This is a genomic window from Flavobacterium aestuarii (genome assembly GCF_040049115.1).
GTDB classification, from domain to species: domain Bacteria; phylum Bacteroidota; class Bacteroidia; order Flavobacteriales; family Flavobacteriaceae; genus Flavobacterium; species Flavobacterium aestuarii.
Genome location: NZ_JBDLZZ010000007.1, coordinates 229,361 through 255,013 on the forward strand (window position 1 = coordinate 229,361; position 25,653 = coordinate 255,013).

The window sequence follows — 25,653 nt, forward strand, 5'->3', positions numbered from 1 at the left end:
GTTTTTTGAGGCTATTTTAATTCGTAGTTTATATTAAATCTGCTAATTCCGTTCCTATTATACTGCCTATTGCTACTCCCATGCCACCAAGCCGAACGCCACAATACACGTTTTCAGACAGTTGTTCTACAATTGGCTTTTTGCTGTTCCCAATACCCATAATACCGCTCCAGCGGTGTTCAATTCGAACATTGCAATCAGGTAAAATTACTGCTTTTAAGAAATATTCCAATTTTTCCTGCACAATTTTTGTATGACCAAATTCGGTTGTGTTTTCGGCTTCAAAATCTAAGTTTCGTCCGCCTCCAAGTAATACTCTGTCGCCTATATTTCTAAAATAATAATAACCTCTGTCCAAATGAAAAGTTCCTCTAATATCTAAATTTGGAATAGGTTCTGTAATAATTACTTGCGCCCTCGCTGGTTTTACGCCACCTTTGGTCAGTTCATTGGCAAAACCATTAGTGGCAAACAATAATTTTCTGGTAGTGAAGCAAAAATCGCCCAAAGCAACTTCAACACTGTTTTCTCTATCCAAGTAGGAAGTAACCGTTTGTTGATTCAGAATTAAAACATCCTCAGCAACAGCTTGTTTTAATAATGCCTGCATCATATTCCCTGTGTCTATCTGAGCTTCAAAAGGATTGAAAATCAGATATTCCTGAATGCCTCCAAAACCAAAACGGTCTATTTCTTTGGCAAATACATCAGCTTTAAATAAGGGTTTTAAAATATCGTTTATGAAAGATAATTTATTGGAACATTCAGCAAAACTGTTTTCATCTTCTTTTAAAAACAATTCGTAACCACCATAAGGCTTGAAATCTATTGTGGTGTCACCAAGGCGTTTTCGTAATAACTGGAGTCCGTTCCATCTTTTCTGAATAAGCTGGATAACCTCTTCTTCGGTATGGGTATTCAAATCCTCGATGATTTCTGAAATGCTCCCAAAGCATGCAAATCCTGCATTTTTGGTACTGGCGCCTTGAGGAAGCATTCCTTTTTCTAAAATCAATATTTTACTGTCAGGATGTTTTTCGCGTAAGCGCAATGCTGTATGCAAACCAACAATACCGCTTCCTACAATGGTAAAATCTACATTAGTAAACCAGTTTTTTAATTCCCAATAGCTTAACTGCATTTGATTTTTTTATAAAATTAAATAAAATTTTCAGTTTCTGGATCTCTGCCTTTAATATACTTAAGAGTTGAAGTTTTTTTAAATGTATTATTATTTCAAATGAAATAGGATTTGGCATTATAATTGTGAAATATAATGATTGTTTGCAAAAGCTTTTTATTTGAAGCAAATCTTTAAGCACAAAATAAAAATGAATTAAATAGTTTGTTATGTTTGACAATATTGATGAGCTCATAGATGTAAATATGAAGCTGTTATACACCTCAAAGTCCCAGTATATGATGCGGATTAATTTCAAGGACGAATATGGTTTTAATCTAAAAAATTCCAAAGCTTTTGCCGAGATTTTAGTTAAAAAAGGGCTTGTGGTTTTGGAATGCAATCAGGGATTCCGATGTGATTTAACCGATTTGGGCAGGCAGATTTACCAGAATGGAGGCTGGATAAAGTATTTGCAGACTGCTGAACCATATTCAGAAAACAATACTGAGATGATAACCGATTCGGATGTAAAAATAATTGGAAAATCATTTTTTAAAAAAATGATAATTACGGGTATAATAATACTTGTCTTGTGCTTTTTTATCACTCTTATTACTGTTGAAATATTTCATAAATAGTAATTTTTTATGTTCTTTTTTCAGCATTAAAAGGATTAGGTTTTTTAGGCTTTATTTAAGTATAGCTATTTGCTTTTATTGATGATTATATTGCTATATTTGAAAACTGAACATATATTTTCAAGAATTATGAAAAAAACTCTCTTTTTAATGCTAACTATAATGGATTTAACGGCAAGTGCTCAAAATGTAATGACGCCAGAATTACTCTGGAAATTAGGACGGATTTCTCCTTTAGGAATTTCCAAAGATGGCAAGAACGTTGTCTATAAAGTATCAACACCTTCAGTCGAAGAAAATAAATCCAGCTCTAAATTTTATATGGTTGATATTGCTGCCGGAAAAACTGCTGAAATTAAAGATACAAAGGATGTTTTGGCAGATAAAAACAGCTCCCCAGATGGAAAATTTATTGTTTACAATGAAGAAGTAAAAATAGATAAAGTTTTAGGAAAAGATTATTATCCAAACTTAGACAAATCCAATGTTCAAATTTATGATGGTTTGGATTATCGCCATTGGGACACTTGGAACGAAGGGAAATTCAATCACGTTTTTTATAAAGAGAATAAAGAAGGAGCACAAGGAATTGATATCCTGAAAGGAGAAAATTTCGACAGCCCGCAAAAACCTTTTGGAGGAGATGAAGATTATATCTGGTCTCCAGACAGCAAAAGCATTGTCTACGTATGCAAGAAAAAAGCAGGAACTCAATATGCTCTTTCTACCGACACCAATATATATGAGTACAATCTGGAATCTGGAAAAACAGTTAACAGATCCGAAGGGAATTTTGGTTATGACACAGCACCGCAATTTTCTCCTTCTGGAGATTTGACTTGGCTGCAGATGAAACGCGATGGATATGAATCGGATAAAAATGATTTGATCGTTAGTTTCAAAGGGACTAAAATGAATCTGACAGCTAATTGGGACGGTACAGTAGAGCAATTTATGTGGTCTAAAGATGGGCGCAAAATTTATTTTATAGCTCCAATTGATGGCACCAGACAATTGTTTGAAGTAAATTTTCCAGGGATGACAAGAATTGCAGTCCAGGTTCGCCAAATTACAAATGGAGATTTTGATGTAAGTGATATGGTTGGTTTTTCTGGAGATGATTTCATAGTTACCAGAACCGATATGAATCATGCAGCCGAAATTTTTTCATATAATTTAAAGAAAAATACTTGGAAACAGCTGACTAATGTGAATACGGCTGTTTATGCATCATTAGCATTAAGTAAAACTGAAAGACGCTACGTAACAACAACTGATGGCAAAAAAATGCTGGTTTGGGTGATTCTTCCTCCCAATTTTGATGCTTCTAAAAAATACCCGACATTATTATTTTGCCAAGGAGGACCGCAATCTCCATTGACACAATCCTATTCTTTCCGCTGGAATTTTCAGTTAATGGCTGCTAACGGATACATTGTTGTAGCGCCAAACCGACGCGGAATGCAGGGTCATGGTGTGGAATGGAATGAACAGATCAGTAAAGACTGGGGCGGGCAGGTAATGAAAGATTATCTATCGGCTATAGATGATGTTGCCAAGGAAAATTATGTTGACAAAACCCGTTTGGGCTGTGTTGGTGCTAGTTACGGTGGCTATTCTGTGTTTTATTTAGCAGGTATTCACAATAATAGATTCAAATCATTTATTGCTCATGACGGAGTTTTCAATACACAGAGTATGTTTGGAACTACCGAGGAAGTTTTCTTCAACAATTGGGATTTTGGCGGTCCATATTGGGAAAAAGATAATGCCACAGCTCAAAAAGCCTATAATGAGTTCAATCCAATTAATTATGTACAAAATTGGAATACTCCTATTTTGATCATCCAAGGAGGAATTGATTTCAGAGTGCCTATTGGACAAGGACAGGAAGCTTTTCAGGCAGCGCAGATAAGAGGAATTAAAAGCAGATTCCTTTATTTCCCCGAAGAAAATCACTGGGTTTTGCATCCTCAGAACGCTCAAATCTGGCAAAAAGAGTTTTACAAATGGCTGAAAGAAACTTTGTAATTCCATATCTGTAAAATATTTTTGTAACAATATTTTGTTTTTTGTTACATATCATAAAATCTTAACCTAATTATAATGTATAAATTACCTATCAAATCATTTTTTATTGCAACGGCTTTAGTGGCTGGATTGCATACTATGACAGCTCAAGACGGATTGGTCAATTCATTAAAAGTAAATGCTAGTGCAAAAAGTGCCGAAAGCTTTAAGTTCACAGATGTAATCAACTTAGAAAATACCTCTGTTAAAAATCAAGGCTCATCAGGAACATGCTGGAGTTACTCTACCAATTCATTTTTAGAATCGGAAATGATCCGTCTAGGAAAACAGCCAGTAGAATTATCACAGGTTTTCTCTGCCCGCAATGCCTATGTTGAAAAAGGGAAAAACTATGTACGTATGCACGGAGCAGTAACCTTGGGTGATGGAGGAGAATTGCACGATGTTATTAATATGTATAAAAAATACGGAGCTGTACCTCAATCTGTGTACACAGGTTTAAACTATGGAACTTCTAAAAATAAGTTTGCCGAAATGGCTGGCTTGACTGAGGCAATGTTAGCAGCAGTCGTAAAAAACCCAAATGGAGAATTAACACCAAACTGGGAAAAAGCATACGCAGCAGTGATTGATTCTTATTTGGGTCAGGTTCCAGAGAATTTCACTTACAAAGGCAAAAGCTATACGCCTCAAACTTTTGCTAAGGAAGTTGTTGGAATCAACCCAGACGAATATTTAGAATTTGCATCTTATGCCAATCAGCCATATTATACAAAAACCATGATGATGGTTCCAGATAACTGGTCATTTGATCTGGTATATAACATCAAGATGAATGATATGACCAGTATTATTGACAATGCTTTAAAAAATGGTTATACTGTGGCGTGGGCTTCGGATGTGAGCGAGAAAAGCTTCAGCTGGAAAAATGGCGTTGCCTACGTACCAACAAAAAAGTTTGACGAAATGACTGCCGAAGAAAAAGAAAACATGTTCAACGGTCCAAAACAAGAATTGGAAATCACCGAAGAAATCCGCCAGCAAGCATTCGATAATTACCAGACCACAGATGATCACGCCATGCACATCGTAGGAATTGCAAAGGATCAAATGGGCAAAGAGTACTATATTGTCAAAAATTCTTGGGGAACAACAAACGATTATAAAGGCTATTTGTATGTGAGCAAGAATTTTGTAAAATACAAAACCACTTCATTTATGGTCAATAAAGGAGGAGTTCCAGCCGATATCGTTAAGAAAATCGGAGCTTAGCTTTAAATATCAATTTGCAAAAGAAGCCGTTTCGTAACTCGAAACGGCTTCTTTTTTATATCTAAGAAATTAAAATATCTAACTTTATTATTATTTGGGAACAGAAAATTACATAAGCTTGCATCTGTAAATAGAAAAACCACCCAATTTCATAAGCATGATACTGTGCAGCAATCTAGCAGTTCAGCTAACGGAAAAGCATAAAAAAATCACAGATTTCATTTTGGACATGCTTATTGCCTTAAATAATAATGTAAATGTTTTGGAATTTTAAAGCCATTTTACCCAAAAGATTAAAACATCCTTTTTTAGCCAAAAAAATAATAATTCCATAATAAAGAATAGCTGAAAATATTTTTTTAGCAAACTTTAGCCGTTATGCTGACGTTTTTTGGCTTTCAGATTCACAAAAAAGGGCCAAAAAAAGGCATAAACAGCATAAAAAATCTTCAAAAAAAGGCTTGATTCAAGTTTTTTTCAGGCTAGAGCAGCATGCGAAATCGTTAGAAATCATCTATTATTTATTCTCCAAATAAATTACGGCTGAATGTGTCAAATATCAGTTTTTTTGCGAGGCTAATTTGTTAAATTTGAGAGTAAAAATTAACAATCGCATTTATATGGAAATTGCAAAACCAAACAAATATGAATTAGGAGAGATGCTCCTGGAAATTGGTTCCATGCTCATCGTAGCCGGAGCCAATACCGAACGTGTCAAAGTTACTATTAACAGAATATCTGGAGCTTTTGGCTGCTGTTCGGACTTAATGATTACCAACCACGCTTTAATGATTACCGTAAAGTATAAAGATCAGGTTAAAACTTTTACCAGCGTAAAATGGGTGCCAAATATGCACCTTAACTTCAATCTCATTTCCGATATCAGTACCATGAGCTGGAAGATTGTCGAAGAAAAATGGTCGCTGGAACGTATAAATAAAGAACTAAAATTACTGGATCGCAGAGCATTGTATCCAAGATTTTTAGTTCTTTTTTTGGTTGCTTTGGCAGGAGCTTCTTTTTGCCGCTTGTTTGGCGGAGGATTAGCCGAAATGATTCTTTGTTTTTTAGGCAGTTTCTTGGGATTGTATGTAAGACAGGAAACTATGAAACTCAAATTCAATTTTTACCTCTGTATCTTTTTTGCCGCTTTAACATCCTCTTTCCTGGTAGGAGCCTGGTGGCATTTTAATCCCGATAAAGATTTTATCCATGCATTGTCCACCTCGGTCTTGTTTTTGATTCCTGGTGTGCCAATGATTAATTCTTTCTCTGATTTTATTGACGGAAATATATTAAACGGAACCACACGAGGCGTAAACGTTCTGGTTATCGCTTTTGCAATTGCATTGGGATTGATGGTTTCATTATTAATTTTTAATTTACACTAAAATGGATTTTGCATTATTAGAAAAAGGAATATGGTTAGGTTGTGCAGGAGTAGGTTTTGCCGCATTGTTTAATGTTCCCCGCCGGACTTTAGGCGTTATTTATATCATAGCAGCGTTGGGTGGCCTGCTTAAATTTTATATGATTTCGCTCGAAATAGGATTGGTTTTTGCAGCCTTATGCGGTTCTAGTCTCATTGGTTTTTTAAGCGTATTAGCGGCACATTACCGCAAAGCACCGCCAATGACTTTTGCGCTGCCCGCTTTAATCCCTATGATTCCTGGATTTTTTGCTTATAAAGCCATGGTTGGTGTAATGAAATTAACAGCCGAAAAAGATCCTGTTGTTTACTCTAAGCTTTTTTTTGAAACCGCAAACAACGGTCTTTCTGCTTGTTTTATCATTTTGGCATTATCAGCAGGAGCCGCCATTCCATTATTAATTACCCGAAAAGAAACCGTTAAGAGAATCAAAACCGATGCCGTATTAGAAAAACAATTGGAAGGTTTAGAAGAAGAAAATTAAAAATAAACAGCTTAGTTTATTTAAACGCCAATCGCAAGATTGGCGTTTTTTTTGGTCTGAAAATAAATATAATCATACTATAATCAGTGGCCTTCATTTTTAATCCTTTTAGTAGTTAAAAATCTCTTTTTTCTTTCATAATGTTTTATTAAAAGAGGATTGTGTTTAAGAATAATTTTTAACTTTGAGATATAAGCATAAAATTTAATACTAATTGATATATGAAAGTACAAATCAACACTGACAAGAACATTGAAGGAAGCGACAGATTAGAATCTTATTTTTCGAGTGAAATTACAAGGGTATTATCCCGTTTTGATGACAAAGTTACTCGTATCGAAGTGCATTTTGGAGACGAAAATAGCGCCAAGTCTGGTGTAAACGACAAACGCTGCCTGATTGAAGCACGACCTGCCAATATGCAGCCGATAGCCGTTACAGAGCATGCCGATTCGCTTGAGAAAGCTTTCAGCGGGGCTTTAGACAAAATCAAAAAAGTACTCACTACTACATTCGACAAACAAAAAATACATTAAAAAACAAATAATAGTCCAAAAGCTGTCCTGAGAGGCAGCTTTTTTTGTTTTACTATCCTGCCAAAAAAAAATGCCTTAAAGCAATATACTTTAAGGCATTTTTAGCAATAATGAGTTATTTAGTTTAGCTTTCTGTTTCTAGAATTGAAAAGCGGCACCCACTTGAAAAACTTGATTTTTTCCTGAAAGGCTGTCAAAAGTGTCATCTACACCAGTAATATATCTGGCATTTATGGATAAACCAAGAGGCAGATTCAATGATGTTCCAAATGCCCATGAAGGTACAAAACTGTTAGGATCTGTATAATCAACATTATCATTTACAAGGAATCCAAACTGAGGACCAGTTTCAAAGCTTAGCAGTTTGGCAACATATACTTTAGCTAAAATTGGCACTGTAAGGTAATCTATTTTTACATCATCAATATCAGTCGAAAAACCTTCCTGAGAGTATTGTACCTCAGGCTGTATAAACAATAAGCTTTTTACTAATGGGATTTCTTTATAAATACCAGCATAAAGTCCTGTTTTGCTGGATGAATCCCAGCCGTCTGCATTGATATCGGAGATGTTAACACCCGCTCTGATTCCCCATTTTTGTGCCGAAACGGTGTTAGATAATAACATCAGGAAAGCACCTAGCAATAAGATTCGTAATGATCGCATAATTTCTGTTTTTAGATTAACAACCCATTTGTTGGGTTTGATTGATTCAAAAGTACTGTAAATTTTCATTTTAACATCGATAAAATTACAAAAAGGGATAAGTTTATTATTTCAATTTTAATGAAAAGTGTTATTTAATTGCCATGTAATTTTTAGGATGAAGAATCAAAATATTGATATATAACGTCTTTTTTTGTAAATATATTATAGTAACTTTGAAAAAGAGGGGAAGAAGAGATTACTCCTCACATTAGTTTAAACTGCAATAAACAACACGCTATGAGTAGACTTATTCAAAACGGCAAAATGTTTTTCAAAACAAAAACATTTAGAATAATTAAAATCTTCTTGATTTCATTGTTATCATTTCTGCTGGTTCTTTTTATTGGTTTACGAATTTATTTCGAACAGAATAAAGCCAATATAATGACCAATATCAATCAGAAAATCAATGATAATATTTCGGGTCATGCTAGTATTGGCGATGTTGGTTATAAGTTTTTAATAGGTTTTCCAAATTTTACGGTAGTTTTAAAAAATGTGGAACTGCAAGATAGTTTATACGCTATTCATAAACGCAGTGTACTCAAGGCGGGTGAAATAGAAGTGAGACTAAATGTCTTTGGCTTGCTGCATAAAACAGTAGAGATTGACAAAATAGTGCTGATAGATACCAAAATTGATCTGTTTAAGGATAAAAATGGAGTTTCCAATTCCAATATTCTGAAATCAAAGCCTAAGACTAACAAACCAAAATCCAAAGCAGATACAGAGATCAATGAAGTGGATTTTAAAAACGTAGTATTTATTTCTCAAAACGTGCAGAGAAATAAGCTTTTTCATTTTGAAGTAGCTTCATTAAAAAGCAGAATAAATTATACCGATGATGGCTGGAACACCAATTTGTTTCTGGATGTTTTTGCCAAAAGCATGGCTTTCAGTACAAAAAAAGGAAGTTTTATAAAAGATAAGAGAGTAAAAGGAAAGCTGGAAGTTCAATTCTCTAAATCAAAGAATAAAATAGATGTACTAACAGAAAATCTGGGCATTGGCGATGATGATTTCGATATCAAGGCGAGTTTTGGTTTAGAAAAAGAGCATCCAATAATGAATATCAACATAAAAACACATATTCTATGGCTCAATGCCGCTCACTTGCTGGATCCGCATTTGTTTAAAATCCTAAATCATTTTAATATAACCAAACCGCTCGATGCACAATGCAGTATAATAGGAGATATGAATGCCGAAGGCGATCCCGAAATTATTGTTGATGCCCAAATAAAAGATAACGTACTGGTTTCTCCAGACGCAACAGTAACAGACTGTAATTTTTCAGCGCGGTATATTAATAATTTTAAAAACGGATTGGGAAACAATGACATCAACTCTGCTGTTATAGTTAAAAATTTTAGCGGCAAATACGAGGGTATTCCAATATCAATTCCAGATGCAGCAATTAATAATTTAGAAAAACCGATTGCCACAGGAGATATTCATACTCAATTTGATGTTGACAGATTAGGAAAAATTTTTGGTGAGGATGTTTTCAAATTTACAAGCGGAAAAGCCAAAGTAGATTTTAAATTCAATGTGGATATTGTCGCATTACGGATATCAAAGCCAAAATTTACTGGTAAAGTAGACATAAAAAATGCAAACATGCTTTACAAGCCCAAAAACCTCACTTTTGAAACCAACATTCTCCTGGATTTTACCGATGAAGCTTTATTTATCAGAAATATAAAATACCAAAGAGACAAAAACATAGCTTTTCTGGATGGAAGAATAGATAATTTCCTAAATCTATATTATGATAATCCGGAAAATATGATAGCAGTGCTTAACATTAAGAGCCCGTTTATGGATGTCAAAAAAATGATGGGTACACTTGCTTACAAAGATAAAAATGCAGCGGTTAAAGAACCTAAAAAAGCAGCAACAAAAGCGGATGCTAAAAAAAGGATTGCTCTCGTACAAAAATGCCAAGTGGTGTTGAATCTGAATCTAGACAAGATGGTCTATTCCAATCTGACTGCCCAAAATGCCAAAATTATTATTGTAGCCAAGAATAGACAGTTTTTTATCAAAGAAGGAGCTATCGAAACCTGCGGAGGCAAAATTACTTTTGCATCTCAGCTTATTCCACAAGGTAATTTATTTGATGTAAAAACAAATGTAAATATTGCAATGGTCAATATTCCGCAATTTTTGACCTCATTCAAAAACTTCGGTATAAAATCATTTGAACCAAAAAATTTAAAAGGAAACCTTTCGGCCAAAGCTGATCTTTCTATAAAAATGACACCAGATGGCGATTTGGTTGAGGATTCAGCTAGGGGAAATCTGGAATACAATATCAAGAATGGATCATTAACTGATTTTAAGCCAATAATGAAAATAGGCAAGTTTGCTTTTCCTAACCGTAATGTAAAAAATATTGTATTCAATGATTTGTCAGGGCAGTTAAATATAAATGGAAGCCTTGTCAATGTTGATTATTTTAAAGTGAGTTCGAACGTGCTCAATTTTGATGTTGGGGGTATTTATTCGTTCAAAAAAGGGACAAAATTAGGGCTGGTGATTCCGCTTAGAAATCCTGAAGACGATTTGAAAATTAAAGACAAAAAAGAGAGAGAAGCTAAACGCTATAAAGGGATAGTGGTGCGTTTATTAGTAGTTGACGGTAAAGATGGTGAAATGAAAATCAAGTTTGGAAGCCTTTCAGATGATAAAAAAACAAGTAAAACATGAAAACAATATTTTTAAGTTTAGCCGTATTTGCATTAGTCAGTTTTGATTCTCAGCATTATAAAGAAACAGATCAAAAAGAACAGATAAACAGAACACTGGATGCCTGGCATAAAGCGGCTGCCGAAGCTGATTTTAAAGCATATTTTGGGATGATGGACAATGATGCCATTTATATTGGAACAGATCCGTCCGAGAATTGGGACATGGAAGGATTTAAGGCATTTGCAAAACCGTATTTTGATAAGGGTAAAGCATGGGAATTTAAAGTGATGGAACGCCATGTGTACATGGACAATTCGGGAAAACTAGCATGGTTTGATGAGCTTTTGAATACTCAGATGAAAATATGCCGAGGTTCTGGAATTGTTGTAAAAATTGGCAAGGAATGGAAAATTAAGCATTATGTCCTGTCGATGACTATTCCAAATGATAATATTGATGAAGTGGTAAAGATCATTGCTCCGATAGAAGATTTACTGCTTCAGAAAGGGAGTTCAAAATGATAATTTTGAAATTTTTGGCAGTTGAGCCTTCATTCGTATATAATTCCTTAATTTTGCCGAAATAGCAATTATCGTGGGAAGCAAAAATAAATTAAAAAGGTTTAAGGAAAACGAAACATTCAAAAACGTTTTTCAGCCAACAAGAGAAGAAGTAGTCGGAGAGTTATTTCCGCTGAAAGGGAAATGGAATTCCGATTTTTTTAAGAATGAGAACCCATTGGTACTCGAATTAGGCTGTGGCAAAGGGGAATATTCTGTTGGTCTGGCAGAGCGTTATCCAAATAAAAATTTTGTTGGAATTGATATTAAAGGAGCCCGTTTTTGGCGCGGTGCCAAAACAGCTGTTGAAACCGGATTACATAACGTGGCATTTATTCGCACGCAGATCGAATTAATAAATCACATTTTTGCTGAAAGTGAAGTAGATGAAATCTGGATTACTTTTCCCGATCCTCAAATAAAATACAAGCGGACGAAACATAGAATGACCAACTCGGGATTTCTGCAGCTGTATAAAAAAATCCTCAAAAAAGAAGGTGTTGTAAACCTGAAAACCGATAGCGAATTCATGCACGGCTACACCCTTGGATTGCTGCATGGTGAAGGCCATGAGGTTTTGTATGCTAATCACAATGTGTATGTAAATGAAGGAAGCCCAGAGGAAGTAACTGCTTTTCAGACTTTTTATGAAAAACAATATTTAGAAATTAACAAAGCAATTACGTATATTCGCTTCAAGATAAAATAGTATTTGGATTACAATCACTTTTCTTAACGGTTTTTTAGGAATTGATAAAAAGATAAATCCGTTGTATCAGCAGTGGCTAAAAACATAAAATGGCATTACTATTACCTTTTTTTCTCGGATTTATTGTTGCAGCTATAGGTATTACGCCTCCTGGCCTTATCAATATGACTGCTGCAAAAGTAAGTTTGAAAGATGGCAGGATCGAAGCTATTTTTTTTGCAATCGGGGCAACTATCATTGTTTTTTTTCAAACATTTCTAGCTTTATTATTTGCTGATTTTATTAATAGCCATCCAGATGTAATTAATAAATTGCAAGAAATAGGTTTATTTATTTTTGCAGCGCTGACAATTTATTTTTTCTGGAAAGCCAAAAGACCGAAAATTCCAAAGGCAGAAATAAAAATACGAAGCAGAACCAACCGTTTTTTTTTAGGGATGTTATTGTCTGCATTGAATGTGTTTCCAATTCCGTATTATGTTTTTGTGTCCATTACACTTTCAAATTATGGTTATTTTTATTTTTTAGAACCTTTTATTTACGCTTTTGTAGGTGGTGTGGTAGCGGGTTCTTTTTTAGTGTTTTATGTATATATCGTATTTTTTAAAAAACGCGAGGCAAAATCCTCTTTTTTAATGAATAACGGAAATTATATTATAGGTGCTATAACTGGAATCGTTTCTATAATTACACTCTTTAAGCTGTTTAAAGGCTAATTTTTTTGAAAGATGGAAACAGCAGATGATAATTTTTTTGAAAGGGTTTATAGAGTTGTGAGGCAGATTCCCTATGGAAAAGTCACTTCCTATGGGGCAATTGCCAAAGTATTAGGAGCAGCTCGTTCGGCAAGAATGGTGGGCTGGGCGATGAATGCTGCGCATGGATTGGAAGACGTGCCTGCACACAGGGTAGTTAATAGAAAAGGGCTGCTCACAGGAAAGCACCATTTTGATGGAACTAATCTTATGCAGCAGCTCTTGGAAAATGAAGGTATCAAAGTCGTGGACAATCAAATTGTAGATTTGGAAAAACACTTTTGGCAGCCCAATCAAATAATTTAATTATAGAGAAAAAGCATATCCTGTTTTAAACATATTTAAAACATAGCTACACCATTATGCGTTTTTTCGGCATCAGCATCTTTTTCGTAAATATCTTCAAAAAAGTTAATTTCGCCAGTATCATAGCTTACCCATGCTGTGAAATAACTCATATACACTGGAATTTTATTTTTTAATTCATATGGAGTTTCTTTTTCGCCATTCATTGCAAGATCAATCTTTTCAGTTGTCCAATCGGGATCGTTTTTTAAAATTGCCTGAGCAAGGCCTTTGGCATCTTTGATATTTACGCAGCCATGGCTAAAAGTACGTTTCTCTAATAAAAACAAACTTTTTGCAGGTGTGTCATGCATGTAAATATCATACTGATTGGGAAACATAAACTTAACTAATCCTAAGGAATTTTTTGGCCCGGGTTTTTGTCTCACTCGGCCGCCGTTCCATTCCATGTTATTTTCCTCAAGATAATTTTTATCAGCATACATTTTTAGCTTTAACTCATTGTCTATTATACTTTGTGGGATATTCCAGTATGGACTGAAGACAATTTTATCCATCATACTGCTTAGAATTTCTGTTTGTGACCATTTAGCCCCTACAAATACATCTGATGTAAAAGCATTTTTCCCATCTTTGATGTAAAATAATTTATACGAAGGGATATTTACCATAATATATTCAGATGAATTTGCAGCATTTTCAGGCATTTCAAGACAGCGTTCCATATTCAGTTTTATAGTTTTAATTCTGTTGCTTATGGGTTCGTTCATCTGATTTATGTGTTCAAGTGTCAGCTTATAATTCAAAGCCAGGCCATGTCTTTTTTTGTAATTTAAAACACCAGCCATTAATTCTTCATCATAAATATTGCTTTTTGAATCTTTCTTTAAATCGCCCACAATGAATAATCTTTCTCTTATCTGTTTTATGCTGGAAGCACTGTCCATCGGGTTCAAATCCTTAAAATTTTCAGCGTCGATATCAATTTTTTTCCATTGATTATTTTTTTCAATAGTCTGATATTTTTCTAAAATATTTTGAAGTTTTTCATATTGAGTAGATAAAACATATGCGTTTTTGTTTTCAGCATCTGCTTTAACTGAATCAGCTTTTTTGTAAAATTCCAGCGTCGGATTATTATGGAAAAGCATTCCTGACTGCTTTGAAGAAAAGCCGCTGTCAATGTGCTGTTTTGTTTTATTTTCAAAACTAAAAGAAGAGAATAAAAGCCCAGCCATTATTGTGGTTAATAGGATATTAGGATTTCGCATGACTTTATGTTTTTAAATAACTTTGTTTGATTTTTTTAATATATGCAATCCGATAAATTACAGTATTCAAAGTTATAAAACAGTAATAGTGAACTCTTTACAGAATAATATCAATTTATTTTAAAATTCACATCAAGCGGAGGCTTGTCTTAAATATACCAAAATTTTAATTGTTTATTGCAGTAACAAATGAATAAATCAAGAAATACAAATACTATTATTCTGGGTAATTCCAATATCAATAAATCCGATTCAAATCCTTTAGAATAAGAACTTAATAAGTTATCTTTGCAATCTAAAATTAGTTTAAATAAAAACACGTTTTTTAAAAACGGAAAACAGATAAGGAATCAAAAATGAAATTAGATAAAAACAGTATTCTCAAGGCATTAGAAACAATTACTATTGCCGGCGAAGGTAAAAATATGGTAGAGAGCGGTGCAGTTACAAATGTAGTCACTTTTGGAGATGAGGTTATAGTAGATCTTCTGCTGCATACACCAGCCATGCACATTAAGAAAAGAGCCGAAGACGATATTAAAAAGACTATACAGGATTTGGTTTTACCAGATGCGAAAATCAAAGTAAATATAAAAGTCGAGGTGCCAGAAAAGAATGAAATAAAAGGAAAAGCAATTCCAGGCATTAAAAACATTATTGCTGTTGCTTCAGGAAAAGGAGGAGTTGGTAAATCTACCGTTACAGCAAACTTGGCTGTAGCATTGTCAAAAATGGGTTTTGCAGTTGGGGTTTTGGATGCTGATATTTATGGTCCATCCATGCCAATTATGTTCGATGTTGAAAATGAAAAGCCTATTTCGGTAGAAGTTGATGGTAAATCAAAAATGAAACCTGTAGAAAGTTATGGAGTAAAAATGCTTTCTATCGGATTTTTTACATCTCCAAGCCAGGCTGTAATCTGGAGAGGGCCAATGGCTTCCAAAGCATTGAATCAAATGATTTTTGATGCCAATTGGGGAGAATTGGATTTTATGTTAATTGATTTGCCTCCAGGTACAGGAGATATTCACCTTTCTATTATGCAATCATTACCAGTTACTGGAGCCGTTGTAGTGAGTACGCCACAGGCAGTTGCTTTGGCCGATACCAAAAAAGGAGTTTCAATGTTTTTGTCGGAAGCTATAAATGTTCCCGTTTTGGGAATCATAGAGAATATGGCCTACTTTACTCCGGAAGAATTACCTGATAACAAATATTATATTTTTGGTAAAGAAGGAGCAAAAGATCTGGCCACAGATTTAGGGGTAGCATTTCTGGGAGAAGTTCCAATTGTTCAATCTATTCGTGAAGCGGGCGATTATGGCAGGCCTGCTGCATTACAAACAGGTTCTGTAATTGAAAATGTTTTTGATGAGATTACACGCAACGTTGTTAGCGAAGTTGTTAACAGAAATGAAAACTTGCAACCTACAGAAGCAATCAAGATTACTACAATGGCCGGATGTTCAGCAGTTAAGAAATAACAAGCATGCCTGACGGAATTAATGCTATTATAAATAAAATAAATCACTCAATGTGATTTTATCTGGAATATACAGATGGCAAATAATATACAACAACCTATGAAAACAGAAGAATTAACAAACAATGTTTTGAAAGCGCTAGATGAAATAAGGCCTTTTTTGAATTCGGATGGAGGAGATATTAAGCTCATTTCAATTGATGAAGGCAAACATGTAAAAGTCCGCCTGGAAGGAGCTTGTACCAGCTGCAGTGTTAATCAGATGACTTTGAGAGCAGGAGTAGAAACTACCATAAAAAAATATGCTCCTCAAATTGAAACAGTGGTTAATGTTTTGTAAAGTTTAAAAAGGCAAATTTATCTTAAATATCATAAAAATTATTAATAAAAAAAATTAACTGATAAAATGATAAAAATCATATCTGCCTCTTATAATTTAATATCTTCTACTTGTTAAAACGTAATCAAAAGAGGTTTTTTTAAAGATTATCATTAACGAATTGCCAATAATACCGCTGTTTTTTTTATTATGTGTAAAAAACAGTATAAATAATTCAAATTTTTTAGAGCTGTTTTTTCAAATAAAAATTTACATTTGTAACACTAACCTACAAATTTGAATTATGAAAAAGCTTTATTTAGTGATCGTTTTATTATTGAGCCTTTGTAAAACATTTGGACAAGAACCTATACAGGAAGCATTTGTTACTAGAACATATGTAAATGTTGATGATGCCTGGACTGAGATAAATTTTAGCAGGATGATTGATGTTTATTCTAATAGAACAGGCCAATTGAAGATTTCGAATGCAGAATTTCTGAAGGAACTAAGCGGAGGGAAAGCTAATATGCTGGAAAATAGTGCCTACACGACAGCTGAATTTACTTCTCAAATACAGACCAAAAGCAAAACAGATAAAAATGGATTGGTTAATTTAACCTATGAAGGAAAGTTGGTGTTCAAAACTCATGATGGCACTTATGCTCCTAATGCTGTAATTGTTTTTATTATTAATCAGGCAGATATAATAGGCTTAAAAATATTAAATAAAGAAAATAGAAAAGAAATGGCGGTTGACCTTGAAGTTAAAAGCTAAATTGTGTATATTGAGGCACAATTTCTAAAAAAACAAATAGTATAAAAATAAATGGACGTTCTAATTAAAATTAAAGATAGAGAAGGAATAATACATGATCTGCAGGCGCCTACTGATATGGCAATGAATATAATGGAACTTTGTAAAGCCTATGAGCTTCCTGTTGAAGGTACTTGTGGAGGTATGGCAATGTGTGCTTCTTGCCAATGCTATGTTCTTAATGATGTAGAATTGCCAGCAATGGGTGATGATGAAGAAGCAATGCTCTCTGAAGCATTTTATGTAAAAGCAAACAGTCGATTAGGCTGTCAAATTCCTATCACTGAAAGTCTGGACGGATTAGAATTAGAGCTTGCTCCTGAAAATTAAAGAATTTTTCTGAATATTAATTAATTTTTTGAACTGATTTTTTACACTTGCTTTCCTTTTTTTGGGGCAATTAATTGTTGTTCAGTAAGATATAAAGATAAAAAAGCTTCCTGTTAAAAGGAAGCTTTTTGCTTATCAGCTATTTAAAGTTATTTAAATGCGGGAATTCCTGTTACATCCATGCCGGTAATTAGCAGATGGATATCGTGAGTTCCTTCATAAGTAATTACAGATTCTAAATTCATCATGTGGCGCATAATAGAGTATTCTCCAGTAATCCCCATTCCTCCTAGCATTTGTCTTGCCTCACGTGCAATATGAATGGCCATGTCCACATTGTTTCTTTTAGCCATAGATATTTGGGCTGTAGTAGCTCTTCCTTCATTTCTTAAAACCCCTAGTCTCCATGTAAGTAATTGTGCTTTAGTGATTTCAGTAATCATTTCGGCTAATTTTTTTTGCTGTAATTGGGTTCCTGCGATAGGTTTGTCAAATTGGATTCTTTCTTTGGCATATCGCAAAGCAGTGTCATAACAGTCCATTGCAGCTCCAATGGCTCCCCAGGCAATTCCGTAACGAGCTGAGTCTAGGCAGCCAAGAGGCGCTCCAAGACCAGATTTGTTAGGCAGTAAATTCTCTTTAGGTACTTTTACATTGTCAAAAATCAATTCACCAGTTGATGATGCGCGAAGCGACCATTTGTTATGTGTTTCGGGAGTAGTAAAACCTTCCATGCCACGTTCTACGATTAATCCGTGTATTCTTCCTTCTTCATTTTTTGCCCAAACAATTGCAATATCTGCAAATGGTGCATTGGAGATCCACATCTTGGCGCCATTCAAAAGATAATAATTCCCCATATCTTTAAAATTAGTAATCATGCTGCCAGGATCTGAACCATGATTGGGTTCAGTAAGCCCGAAACATCCCATGAATTCCCCAGTAGCTAACTTTGGAAGATATTTCATTCTCTGTTCTTCGGTGCCATATTTCCAGATTGGATACATCACTAGGGAAGATTGTACTGATGATGTAGAACGAACACCTGAGTCGCCACGTTCTATTTCCTGCATTATCAATCCATAAGAGATTTGATCCAGTCCAGCTCCGCCATATTCTACAGGAATATATGGACCAAAGCCACCTATTTCTCCTAGACCTTTTATGATTTGCTTCGGAAATTCTGCTCTTTGTGCATATTCTTCTATTATAGGTGAAACTTCGCGCTTAACCCACGCTCGTGCAGCATCGCGAACAAGTTTGTGCTCTTCACTTAATAAATCATCTAGATTGTAATAATCTGGGGCTTGAAATAAGTCGGGTCTCATAAACAGTGTTTTTAATTGATACAAATCTACATAAAGAAATATAACAAAACTAATTCAAAATGTTATAAAACTAATTTATTTAGTTGGTATGTTCATATATTAAAAAAAAGATGCAAGCCCCTAAATAATATTTTGCAAATCTATATCAAAAGGAGTTCATAAATATTGGATAGAGAAATACAATTTTGTAATATTGCTTATTACTAATGACTGTTTTACCCCAAATCAGATAACCTAAAATTATGAAAAAAAAAATTACACTTATTTTATTATTATTTGCAGGATCAATAGGATATTCTCAAACGCTGGATTGCAGTAAGCTAAAAAACATGAAGGCCTATAATCCGGATTATCCCAAAAAAACTTTTACTATTAAAGGTGCAACCCAAGAAAGTTATGACAACGGCGTACTTCAGTTAATCTGGGGTGTTAAGTGGTTAAGTGATTGTGAATATGAAATTACTTGTACTAAAAAGCTTGTAGAATCACAAATGGAGGTCGGAGATAAAATTGTAATGACAATTATTAGCATCGACGGTGATTGCATTACAGTAAAAAGAACTTTTCATGCCAAAAATTTTCCAGATGGAGATGTAGATCCAGAGAATACCTATTGCATATCAAAATAAAGGCTGCTTGCAGATTAACTAAAAAATTGTTCCAGTAATACATGATTTTAAATCACAAATTACTGGAACTTTTTTTTGTTACCAAAGCCACCATTCAACTTTTGCTCCAATATATTGACCCCAATCTTTGGTACCGCTTTGAGCGAGATATGGAGAGTAAAGATTGTCTGCCGCAAACTTATTGTAATGGGCTACACTATAAACTAGCCTGAAATGAGGTCTCGCCCAGACATCACGAACCGCAGTGGGAACAAATGTTGGCGCAATGGTAAATTTTGTCATCTGAGCAAAGTCCTGTGTTCCATCTTTTCTCCATGCTAAATCAAATTCATGGAGTAAATGCAGCCAGTCTTTTATAAACCAGGTTCCTCTCGCTCCAGCAGCAATGTCCTGCTTGCGATTAAACAGCAATTGTTTGCCAAGATAATCTGGAGCTTTGTTTAAACTATCGCTGGCACCACGGCTTTTTGTATATATTGCATAACCGTTTAAGGAATAGTTTTTGTTGAGGTGTAGTAAAAATGTTTCTGTTAAAGCCAAGGAGTAGGCTTTCTTGAAGCTGTTAGTCTCGATATTAGGAGCTCCGTAGGTGACATAGGTTCGGCTGCTTCCTCCGTCACCGCCATTTGCTATCCCGGTTCCGTAACGTGCGCTAATTGCATTAAATGATCCAGGTATTTTAGACTGGAAATTTTTTAAATATTTTGCTCCAACCACATAGCCATTATCTGCAGGATAATTGTAAAAAGTGTGAGCATCTTGCGCAGTTCCTGCGGGAAGTCGCTGATATTCGGCAAGTAACTTGACATATCCTTCTTTTATCATTATTTTGTGTTCTAATACAGAGACATATCTATTTCGTAAGCCTAAGGTAGGAGTACCATTTACAATATTGAGGTAAAAGCTGGGGGGTAAAGTTGATGTTGTATCTATTGAGCCAGTAAAAATCTGTGAAAATTGTGTGTTTTTGTATTTGATTCCAATCCCTTGTCCTGAATGGTCATCAAAATAATAATGATCAATAATATGTATATCATCGCCACGGTTTAGTCTAGCTCCTGCCCATACACTCCAATCGCTGCCCATTATATTATTGGCCTCGGCATATACTTCGGGCAAAGCGGTTGTAATTCCTCCAATTGCTTTATTAGAAACGTTGCCTATTAATTGACCCTGAGTGGTATAGAAGGAAAAACGTGCCTGCACATTGATTTTGGTTTTTTCTCCGCCAGCAATAACTGGATCAAAGTGTAATGCTGTTACCAATTCGAAATAATCATTTTCTTCGAAACGTCCCCCAATTGATCCCATTCCATTTAAATTAAGGGATTGTGGGAAATCAGTGTTTGCAGCTCCAAGTGACTTTGCAATCCCAGCCCTGCCATAGCTGCCAAGTGAAAAGTTTTTATTGGAAATAGTGGGACTCTGAGCGAATAAATGCAGCGAAAATAAAAAAAAGAGGATGGGGGTTAATTGGTTTTTCATAGTTTCAATTTTTTAAATATTTCTCAAAACTTTTAATCTATTTATGCTGTCAGCAGTTATCTGTTTCATAGATAGATTGATCCTTATATTTTAAGTCTGAATCATATCAAAATTAATATTTTTTTATGAAAAATTTATGGTTAAAAAAGACAATTTTAAATAGCCTTTTTGAAAACAGAGCTTTTTTTTGTGCAATAAGCATTTATCATTTAAAATTCAATATTATTGAAAAAAATGAATAAAAGAGTCAGGTAGTAAATAGAGCGAAGGAACGGATTTACATTTTTAAATAAAAATCCTTTGTGAGTTCTTTATATTGCGGGGTATAGCTATGTCTTTCTATTTCTATAATTAATTCATTTTCAATAGCTAGGGTGCTTTCGTCTCGGCAAAAAGCCAACAAAGAACGTTTTGTATCAGTAAAAGAAGTGCCTTTTACACGGGTAATTTTTAAGGGATATAACTCACATTCTTTAGCAATAGCTATAAAATTTTCTTCTTCTTTAAAAGGGATTATAACTGAGAAAATTCCGTTTTCCGAAAGGAGCAAAGCGGCTGCTTCTATCAATTCTTCAAAAGGCATAGCATCTTGAAAACGAGCTAAGTCGCGTTGATTGTCATTTGATTTGTAATCTTCACTATAAAAAGGAGGATTGGAAACAATTAAGTCATATTCATCTTCTGGTTCTTCTGCAAATTCATCCAGACCAGCATGGAAACAAAATAATCGGTCATTCCAAGGGGAATTTTCGAAATTATCTGTGGCTTGTTCATAGGCATCTTCGTCTATTTCCAACGCGTCAATCTGCTGTGCAGCGCTTCTTTGTGCTAGCATTAAGGCAATAATTCCAGTTCCAGTTCCAATATCTAAAATGCTGAAAGGATTGTTTTCTATAGGAGTCCAAGCACCCAGCAAAACACCATCAGTTCCAATTTTCATGGCGCAGCGGTCTTGTTCTATTGAAAACTGTTTGAATTGGAATTTGGACATGGAGATTTTAGATGAAGATTTTAGATGAAGATTAGCGATTGTTGATTGCAGATTTTTTAGATTAACCGATTAAACACACGAGCAAAGCGAATTGACGAAGTAAATTATCGATAAACTTTTCTACAAGTACATTTCAATTAATCCTTCTGGTAAATCCATGATAACTTTTTTGTTTTCTCTGTCAATTTTGACTAGAAAATGATCAATCATTGGAATCAGGATTTCGGCATCACCTTTAAGTACTTCAAAAAGGGGCTGTGCTGTAGTGTCGTTTATAGATTGAATTTCTCCAACATAGCCAAGACGTTTGTCTTCTACTTCAAAACCAATTACTTCATGGAAGTAGAATTTGTTGCCTGTGAGTTTTGGCAGCATTTTTAATGGAAGATAAAGATCGCTTCCTACAAGGCTGTCTGCAGCTTCTTCGGTATTTATATCTTCAAAACGAATGCGAAGGAAATCGTTTTTGTGAAGAGAACTATTTTCTATAAAAAAAGGAACCAGATGTTTGCTGCATTCAACAAACACTGATTCCAAGTTTTCGTATAACTCAGGTTCGTCTGTGTCTAAATAAGCTAAGACTTCCCCTTTGAAACTAAATTTTTTGGCGATTTTGCCTAAATAGAAACAATCTTCCTTACGCATTTTTCGCCGGCTAAATTATGCTTCAGTTGTTTCGTTATTTTCTTCAGCAGCAGGAGCTTCTTCAGCTTCGGCAACAACTTCTTCTTCAACAGCAGGAGTTGCAGCGGCAATAGCATCAGCTTCAGCTTGTGCAGCATCAGCAATACGTTTTGCGTTTACAGCTTGTTCAGCTTTCAAAGCTTTAGCTTTAGCATCAGCCTGTGCTTTAGATAAGCCATCTTTTTTAGCATCAACTTTTCCAGCTTTAGCTTCTAGCCAAGCAGCTAATTTTGCATCAGCTTGTTCTTGAGTCAAAGCACCTTTACGAATACCTCCATCTAGGTGGTGTTTCAATAAAGCTCCTTTGTAAGAAAGAATTGCTTTTGCAGTATCAGTAGGCTGAGCACCATTGTGCAACCATTTTACAGCACTATCTAAGTTTAATTCGATAGTTGCAGGATTTGTGTTTGGATTGTAAGTACCAATTTTTTCCAGGTATTTACCATCTCTTTTTGAGCGAGCATCAGCTGCTACAACCCAGTAAAACGGTTTTTGTTTTTTACCGTGTCTTTGTAATCTAATTTTTACTGACATAATCGTATGATTAAATTTTGAGGTACTCGACCTCGATTAATTAAGGGTGCAAAGATACATTTTTTATTGAAACAATCTAAAAAGTTTATTATTTTAATGAGTAATAGTTTATTAGCTAAATTTTTATCCTATTTTTGAAAAAAGAAAACAACTTATGAAAGCAGTATTCCATTATTTAAATTTAAAATATATAAGTAGATTTTTTTCAGCTATAGCTGTGTTTTGTGTTTTAACTTCCTGTGAGGATCAGGTAAAGTTTAATAACCCTGCAGTCCAGGCATTAAAAGATAATGTGCTATGGAGTTCTACCTTGTTTACTGCTGTTCAGTCATCTGATGGGTCTTTGACGATAGAAGCGTATCAAAAGAATGATATTTTAACATTGAAAACAGGAAGTATCGAAACTAAAACCTATATTCTTGGGGATAATGACATTAATAAAGTAGAGTTAGTGACCACAAAAGGAGATGATGCAACTGTTTTTTCAACAAGCGAAAATATTGGCAATGGTCAAATTATTATCAAAGAAGTAGATGCTGCAAATCACACAATTACCGGAGAGTTTAAGTTTAATGCCAAAAATGAGTCGGCAGATCCTCTGGCAGTAAAAAGTGTCAGCTTTACAAAAGGAATATTTTACAGAGTCCCAGTTACCATTGAAGCAGGTGTGACAAAGAATTTTTAACGTTTTTTAATATTGATAAGATGGAAAGCTTTACATTCTGTAAAATTAATTTATAAGCGGAGAATTATTTGGGCAGTGTTTTTTATATTGATACTGAAATCACTGCCAACACATACGGCAGTTTTAAATTGTCAAATTAAAAAGTGGGCAACCTACAGAAACAGAGAGTTTTTATAAATTATCTGATAAATAAGCTAATTAATAGTTGATTAGAGAAAAAATAGAGTACATTTGTTTTTATATTATAAATAAGTACATATGAACATTTTTGTTGGAAGCCTTCCATTTAGTATTGAGGAAGCAGATTTAAGAGAGTCTTTTGAGGCTTACGGAGCAGTTGACTCTGTAAAAATTATCACTGATAAATTTACTGGAAGAAGTAAAGGATTTGGTTTTGTAGAAATGCCAAATGACAGTGAGGCTCAAAAAGCTATCGATGAATTGAATGGTGCAACTGTTCAAGGTCGTGCTATCGTTGTAAACAAATCTGAACCAAAACCAGAAGGCGAAAGAAGAAGTTTTAACAACAACCGTGGCGGTGATTCTCGCGGAGGTTATGGAAACAACCGTGGCGGTGATAACCGTGGTGGTGGAGACAGAGGAAGATATTAATATTTTTTTCAATCATATAATAAAAAGGTGCCAATGCAAATTGGCACCTTTTTTGTTATAATTATTTTGGATTTTTACGATAGAGACATTGCACTGCAGCCTCTTTACGCAAATTATTTTTACAAATTAGCAACTAACCAGTCACCAACTTCACTTGTTGAATATGCTTTTGCGCCTTTTCCAGCCAAATCTTCAGTAACAATTCCCTGTTCCAATGATTTGTTTACAACAGCTCTGATAGCTTCTGCTTCGTCTTTCAATCCAAAAGCATCTTCAAACATCATAGCCGCAGATAAAACAGTTGCCAATGGATTAGCGATATTCAATCCTGTAGCTTGTGGGTAAGAACCGTGAATTGGTTCATAAAGAGAAGTATGCTCTCCAACAGATGCCGATGGCATTAATCCCATAGAACCTGAAATCACAGACGCTTCATCTGTCAAAATATCTCCGAACAAGTTTTCGGTAATCAATACATCATAAGAGTTTGGCCATTGAACTAGACGCATTGCAACAGCATCAACAAACTCGTAAGAAACAGTTACTTCTGGATAATCTTTTTCCATTGCCTGTACTGTTTCTCTCCATAAACGTGAAGTTTCTAATACATTTGCTTTATCCACACAGCATAATTTTTTAGAACGTGTCATTGCCAGTTCAAAACCTTTTTTAGCTAAACGCTGTACTTCAGCTCTTGTGTAAACGCAGTTGTCAAAAGCTGTGTCTCCGCCGTCTTTTCTTCCTTTTTCACCAAAATAGATTCCTCCAGTCAATTCTCTTAAGAAAACTAAATCAGTTCCTTCAATTCTTTCTCTTTTTAATGGAGAATTATCGATCAAAGAAGGGAATGTAAAAGTTGGACGAACGTTAGCAAACAAACCTAATTTTTTACGCATCAGCAATAAACCTTGCTCAGGTCTTACCGGTGCGCTAGGATCATTATCATATTTTGGATGTCCGATAGCTCCAAAAAGAACAGCATCGGCAGCCATACAAACCTCGTGAGTTTCATCTGGGTAAGGCACTCCAACGGCATCAATTGCACAAGCTCCAGTAAGTGCTGGAGTCCAGGTGATTTCATGGTTGAATTTTTTAGCAATAGCATCAGATACTTTAACTGCTTCGTTAACTACTTCTGGTCCGATTCCGTCTCCGGCTAAAAGGGCAATGTTGAATTTCATTGTTTTTTATTTTTAAGTTTCTGAGTTACTAAGATTTTAAGTTTTTTGCTTAGTCTTT

27 protein-coding genes are annotated in these 25,653 nt (G+C 34.7%); 18 read left to right on the top strand and 9 right to left on the bottom strand.

Annotated elements, in window-relative coordinates:
- Positions 1-28 precede the first annotated feature (28 nt).
- Positions 29-1,141 carry an NAD(P)/FAD-dependent oxidoreductase gene (locus tag ABEG11_RS10070; RefSeq protein ID WP_348824039.1) on the bottom strand — a complete coding sequence of 371 codons (1,113 nt, stop codon included), beginning with the start codon at positions 1,139-1,141 and terminating at the stop codon, positions 29-31.
- Positions 1,142-1,350: 209 nt separating this feature from the next.
- Between ABEG11_RS10070 and ABEG11_RS10075 the strand changes: the two genes are divergently transcribed.
- From ABEG11_RS10075 to ABEG11_RS10100, 6 genes are all read left to right on the top strand, one after another.
- The gene (locus ABEG11_RS10075; RefSeq protein WP_348824040.1) at positions 1,351-1,761 is read left to right on the top strand and encodes a hypothetical protein; all 411 of its coding nucleotides are present in this window, start codon (positions 1,351-1,353) and stop codon (positions 1,759-1,761) included.
- Positions 1,762-1,890: 129 nt separating this feature from the next.
- Positions 1,891-3,792, top strand: coding sequence for a S9 family peptidase (locus ABEG11_RS10080; protein WP_348824041.1), 1,902 nt, complete (start codon positions 1,891-1,893; stop codon positions 3,790-3,792).
- A 75-nt stretch (positions 3,793-3,867) separates the two neighbouring features.
- Positions 3,868-5,064 (top strand): C1 family peptidase, encoded by a 1,197-nt coding sequence (locus ABEG11_RS10085; RefSeq protein WP_348824042.1) that lies wholly within the window; start codon positions 3,868-3,870, stop codon positions 5,062-5,064.
- Positions 5,065-5,684: 620 nt separating this feature from the next.
- The gene (locus tag ABEG11_RS10090) at positions 5,685-6,455 is read left to right on the top strand and encodes a threonine/serine exporter family protein (RefSeq protein ID WP_348824043.1); all 771 of its coding nucleotides are present in this window, start codon (positions 5,685-5,687) and stop codon (positions 6,453-6,455) included.
- A gap of 1 nt (position 6,456) precedes the next feature.
- Entirely contained in the window at positions 6,457-6,978 is a 522-nt protein-coding gene (locus tag ABEG11_RS10095; protein WP_348824044.1) for a threonine/serine exporter family protein, read from the top strand.
- Between the two features lie 221 nt (positions 6,979-7,199).
- Positions 7,200-7,514 (top strand): HPF/RaiA family ribosome-associated protein, encoded by a 315-nt coding sequence (locus ABEG11_RS10100; RefSeq protein ID WP_348824045.1) that lies wholly within the window; start codon positions 7,200-7,202, stop codon positions 7,512-7,514.
- A 138-nt stretch (positions 7,515-7,652) separates the two neighbouring features.
- Here the strand turns inward: ABEG11_RS10100 and ABEG11_RS10105 are convergent, their stop codons facing one another.
- A complete protein-coding gene (locus ABEG11_RS10105) occupies positions 7,653-8,180 on the bottom strand; it encodes a porin family protein (protein ID WP_348824046.1) in 528 nt (175 codons plus the stop codon).
- A gap of 279 nt (positions 8,181-8,459) precedes the next feature.
- On the opposite strand from ABEG11_RS10105, the gene ABEG11_RS10110 reads away from it, so the two are divergent.
- The 5 genes from ABEG11_RS10110 to ABEG11_RS10130 all read left to right on the top strand — a co-directional run bounded on the left by ABEG11_RS10110 (position 8,460) and on the right by ABEG11_RS10130 (position 13,246).
- Positions 8,460-10,934, top strand: a complete 2,475-nt coding sequence (locus tag ABEG11_RS10110; RefSeq protein ID WP_348824047.1) for an AsmA family protein — start codon at positions 8,460-8,462, stop codon at positions 10,932-10,934.
- Positions 10,931-11,437, top strand: a complete 507-nt coding sequence (locus ABEG11_RS10115) for a nuclear transport factor 2 family protein (RefSeq protein WP_348824048.1) — start codon at positions 10,931-10,933, stop codon at positions 11,435-11,437. The genes ABEG11_RS10110 and ABEG11_RS10115 overlap by 4 nt, the downstream gene beginning before the upstream one ends.
- A 73-nt stretch (positions 11,438-11,510) precedes the next feature.
- Positions 11,511-12,185, top strand: coding sequence for a tRNA (guanosine(46)-N7)-methyltransferase TrmB (gene trmB / locus ABEG11_RS10120; protein WP_348824049.1), 675 nt, complete (start codon positions 11,511-11,513; stop codon positions 12,183-12,185).
- 89 nt (positions 12,186-12,274) lie between these two features.
- A complete protein-coding gene (locus ABEG11_RS10125; protein ID WP_348824050.1) occupies positions 12,275-12,901 on the top strand; it encodes a LysE family transporter in 627 nt (208 codons plus the stop codon).
- A gap of 12 nt (positions 12,902-12,913) precedes the next feature.
- The gene (locus tag ABEG11_RS10130; RefSeq protein WP_348824051.1) at positions 12,914-13,246 is read left to right on the top strand and encodes an MGMT family protein; all 333 of its coding nucleotides are present in this window, start codon (positions 12,914-12,916) and stop codon (positions 13,244-13,246) included.
- 35 nt (positions 13,247-13,281) lie between these two features.
- On the opposite strand, the gene ABEG11_RS10135 is transcribed toward ABEG11_RS10130, so the two are convergent.
- Complete coding sequence (locus ABEG11_RS10135; protein ID WP_348824052.1) at positions 13,282-14,517, bottom strand: L,D-transpeptidase family protein; 1,236 nt, start codon at positions 14,515-14,517, stop codon at positions 13,282-13,284.
- A 356-nt stretch (positions 14,518-14,873) separates the two neighbouring features.
- Between ABEG11_RS10135 and ABEG11_RS10140 the strand changes: the two genes are divergently transcribed.
- The 4 genes from ABEG11_RS10140 (at position 14,874) to ABEG11_RS10155 (ending at position 17,466) form a co-directional block, all read left to right on the top strand.
- The gene (locus ABEG11_RS10140; protein ID WP_348824053.1) at positions 14,874-16,001 is read left to right on the top strand and encodes an Mrp/NBP35 family ATP-binding protein; all 1,128 of its coding nucleotides are present in this window, start codon (positions 14,874-14,876) and stop codon (positions 15,999-16,001) included.
- Between the two features lie 99 nt (positions 16,002-16,100).
- Positions 16,101-16,340 (top strand): NifU family protein, encoded by a 240-nt coding sequence (locus ABEG11_RS10145; RefSeq protein ID WP_100432953.1) that lies wholly within the window; start codon positions 16,101-16,103, stop codon positions 16,338-16,340.
- 283 nt (positions 16,341-16,623) lie between these two features.
- A complete protein-coding gene (locus ABEG11_RS10150) occupies positions 16,624-17,097 on the top strand; it encodes a hypothetical protein (RefSeq protein ID WP_348824054.1) in 474 nt (157 codons plus the stop codon).
- A gap of 51 nt (positions 17,098-17,148) precedes the next feature.
- Positions 17,149-17,466, top strand: a complete 318-nt coding sequence (locus ABEG11_RS10155; RefSeq protein ID WP_348824055.1) for a 2Fe-2S iron-sulfur cluster-binding family protein — start codon at positions 17,149-17,151, stop codon at positions 17,464-17,466.
- 149 nt (positions 17,467-17,615) lie between these two features.
- Here the strand turns inward: ABEG11_RS10155 and ABEG11_RS10160 are convergent, their stop codons facing one another.
- Positions 17,616-18,794 (bottom strand): acyl-CoA dehydrogenase family protein, encoded by a 1,179-nt coding sequence (locus ABEG11_RS10160; protein ID WP_348824056.1) that lies wholly within the window; start codon positions 18,792-18,794, stop codon positions 17,616-17,618.
- 242 nt (positions 18,795-19,036) lie between these two features.
- On the opposite strand from ABEG11_RS10160, the gene ABEG11_RS10165 reads away from it, so the two are divergent.
- A complete protein-coding gene (locus ABEG11_RS10165; protein WP_348824057.1) occupies positions 19,037-19,423 on the top strand; it encodes a hypothetical protein in 387 nt (128 codons plus the stop codon).
- A gap of 78 nt (positions 19,424-19,501) precedes the next feature.
- Here the strand turns inward: ABEG11_RS10165 and ABEG11_RS10170 are convergent, their stop codons facing one another.
- From ABEG11_RS10170 to ABEG11_RS10185, 4 genes are all read right to left on the bottom strand, one after another.
- The gene (locus ABEG11_RS10170) at positions 19,502-20,908 is read right to left on the bottom strand and encodes a carbohydrate porin (RefSeq protein ID WP_348824058.1); all 1,407 of its coding nucleotides are present in this window, start codon (positions 20,906-20,908) and stop codon (positions 19,502-19,504) included.
- Positions 20,909-21,185: 277 nt separating this feature from the next.
- Positions 21,186-21,899, bottom strand: a complete 714-nt coding sequence (locus ABEG11_RS10175; RefSeq protein ID WP_348824059.1) for a tRNA1(Val) (adenine(37)-N6)-methyltransferase — start codon at positions 21,897-21,899, stop codon at positions 21,186-21,188.
- Positions 21,900-22,019: 120 nt separating this feature from the next.
- Positions 22,020-22,544 (bottom strand): ribosome maturation factor RimM, encoded by a 525-nt coding sequence (gene rimM, locus ABEG11_RS10180; protein WP_348824060.1) that lies wholly within the window; start codon positions 22,542-22,544, stop codon positions 22,020-22,022.
- A gap of 15 nt (positions 22,545-22,559) precedes the next feature.
- On the bottom strand, positions 22,560-23,117 hold the full coding sequence (locus tag ABEG11_RS10185) for a 30S ribosomal protein S16 (RefSeq protein ID WP_348824061.1): 558 nt from the start codon (positions 23,115-23,117) through the stop codon (positions 22,560-22,562).
- Between the two features lie 154 nt (positions 23,118-23,271).
- Here ABEG11_RS10185 and ABEG11_RS10190 point away from each other — a divergent pair, with 154 nt between their 5' ends.
- Positions 23,272-23,802, top strand: a complete 531-nt coding sequence (locus ABEG11_RS10190; protein ID WP_348824062.1) for a DUF6252 domain-containing protein — start codon at positions 23,272-23,274, stop codon at positions 23,800-23,802.
- 258 nt (positions 23,803-24,060) lie between these two features.
- Complete coding sequence (rbp, locus tag ABEG11_RS10195) at positions 24,061-24,414, top strand: RNA-binding regulator (RefSeq protein WP_325263670.1); 354 nt, start codon at positions 24,061-24,063, stop codon at positions 24,412-24,414.
- A 119-nt stretch (positions 24,415-24,533) separates the two neighbouring features.
- Here rbp and leuB read toward each other — a convergent pair whose 3' ends face one another.
- The gene (gene leuB / locus ABEG11_RS10200) at positions 24,534-25,595 is read right to left on the bottom strand and encodes a 3-isopropylmalate dehydrogenase (protein ID WP_194640435.1); all 1,062 of its coding nucleotides are present in this window, start codon (positions 25,593-25,595) and stop codon (positions 24,534-24,536) included.
- Between the last annotated feature and the right edge of the window lie 58 nt (positions 25,596-25,653).

Bases quoted from the DNA above. Each gene is read 5' to 3' on its own strand.
- ABEG11_RS10115 (WP_348824048.1), top strand. From the start codon at position 10,931: ATGAAAACAATATTTTTAAGTTTAGCCGTATTTGCATTAGTCAGTTTT.
- ABEG11_RS10110 (WP_348824047.1), top strand. From the start codon at position 8,460: ATGAGTAGACTTATTCAAAACGGCAAAATGTTTTTCAAAACAAAAACA.
- ABEG11_RS10155 (WP_348824055.1), top strand. From the start codon at position 17,149: ATGGACGTTCTAATTAAAATTAAAGATAGAGAAGGAATAATACATGAT.
- rimM (WP_348824060.1), bottom strand. From the start codon at position 22,544: ATGCGTAAGGAAGATTGTTTCTATTTAGGCAAAATCGCCAAAAAATTT.
- ABEG11_RS10070 (WP_348824039.1), bottom strand. From the start codon at position 1,141: ATGCAGTTAAGCTATTGGGAATTAAAAAACTGGTTTACTAATGTAGAT.
- ABEG11_RS10170 (WP_348824058.1), bottom strand. From the start codon at position 20,908: ATGAAAAACCAATTAACCCCCATCCTCTTTTTTTTATTTTCGCTGCAT.
- ABEG11_RS10145 (WP_100432953.1), top strand. From the start codon at position 16,101: ATGAAAACAGAAGAATTAACAAACAATGTTTTGAAAGCGCTAGATGAA.
- ABEG11_RS10135 (WP_348824052.1), bottom strand. From the start codon at position 14,517: ATGCGAAATCCTAATATCCTATTAACCACAATAATGGCTGGGCTTTTA.
- ABEG11_RS10175 (WP_348824059.1), bottom strand. From the start codon at position 21,899: ATGTCCAAATTCCAATTCAAACAGTTTTCAATAGAACAAGACCGCTGC.
- leuB (WP_194640435.1), bottom strand. From the start codon at position 25,595: ATGAAATTCAACATTGCCCTTTTAGCCGGAGACGGAATCGGACCAGAA.
- ABEG11_RS10075 (WP_348824040.1), top strand. From the start codon at position 1,351: ATGTTTGACAATATTGATGAGCTCATAGATGTAAATATGAAGCTGTTA.
- ABEG11_RS10125 (WP_348824050.1), top strand. From the start codon at position 12,275: ATGGCATTACTATTACCTTTTTTTCTCGGATTTATTGTTGCAGCTATA.
- ABEG11_RS10095 (WP_348824044.1), top strand. From the start codon at position 6,457: ATGGATTTTGCATTATTAGAAAAAGGAATATGGTTAGGTTGTGCAGGA.
- ABEG11_RS10185 (WP_348824061.1), bottom strand. From the start codon at position 23,117: ATGTCAGTAAAAATTAGATTACAAAGACACGGTAAAAAACAAAAACCG.
- ABEG11_RS10105 (WP_348824046.1), bottom strand. From the start codon at position 8,180: ATGCGATCATTACGAATCTTATTGCTAGGTGCTTTCCTGATGTTATTA.
- ABEG11_RS10130 (WP_348824051.1), top strand. From the start codon at position 12,914: ATGGAAACAGCAGATGATAATTTTTTTGAAAGGGTTTATAGAGTTGTG.
- ABEG11_RS10085 (WP_348824042.1), top strand. From the start codon at position 3,868: ATGTATAAATTACCTATCAAATCATTTTTTATTGCAACGGCTTTAGTG.
- ABEG11_RS10190 (WP_348824062.1), top strand. From the start codon at position 23,272: ATGAAAGCAGTATTCCATTATTTAAATTTAAAATATATAAGTAGATTT.
- ABEG11_RS10080 (WP_348824041.1), top strand. From the start codon at position 1,891: ATGAAAAAAACTCTCTTTTTAATGCTAACTATAATGGATTTAACGGCA.
- ABEG11_RS10150 (WP_348824054.1), top strand. From the start codon at position 16,624: ATGAAAAAGCTTTATTTAGTGATCGTTTTATTATTGAGCCTTTGTAAA.
- ABEG11_RS10090 (WP_348824043.1), top strand. From the start codon at position 5,685: ATGGAAATTGCAAAACCAAACAAATATGAATTAGGAGAGATGCTCCTG.
- rbp (WP_325263670.1), top strand. From the start codon at position 24,061: ATGAACATTTTTGTTGGAAGCCTTCCATTTAGTATTGAGGAAGCAGAT.
- ABEG11_RS10140 (WP_348824053.1), top strand. From the start codon at position 14,874: ATGAAATTAGATAAAAACAGTATTCTCAAGGCATTAGAAACAATTACT.
- ABEG11_RS10160 (WP_348824056.1), bottom strand. From the start codon at position 18,794: ATGAGACCCGACTTATTTCAAGCCCCAGATTATTACAATCTAGATGAT.
- ABEG11_RS10100 (WP_348824045.1), top strand. From the start codon at position 7,200: ATGAAAGTACAAATCAACACTGACAAGAACATTGAAGGAAGCGACAGA.
- ABEG11_RS10165 (WP_348824057.1), top strand. From the start codon at position 19,037: ATGAAAAAAAAAATTACACTTATTTTATTATTATTTGCAGGATCAATA.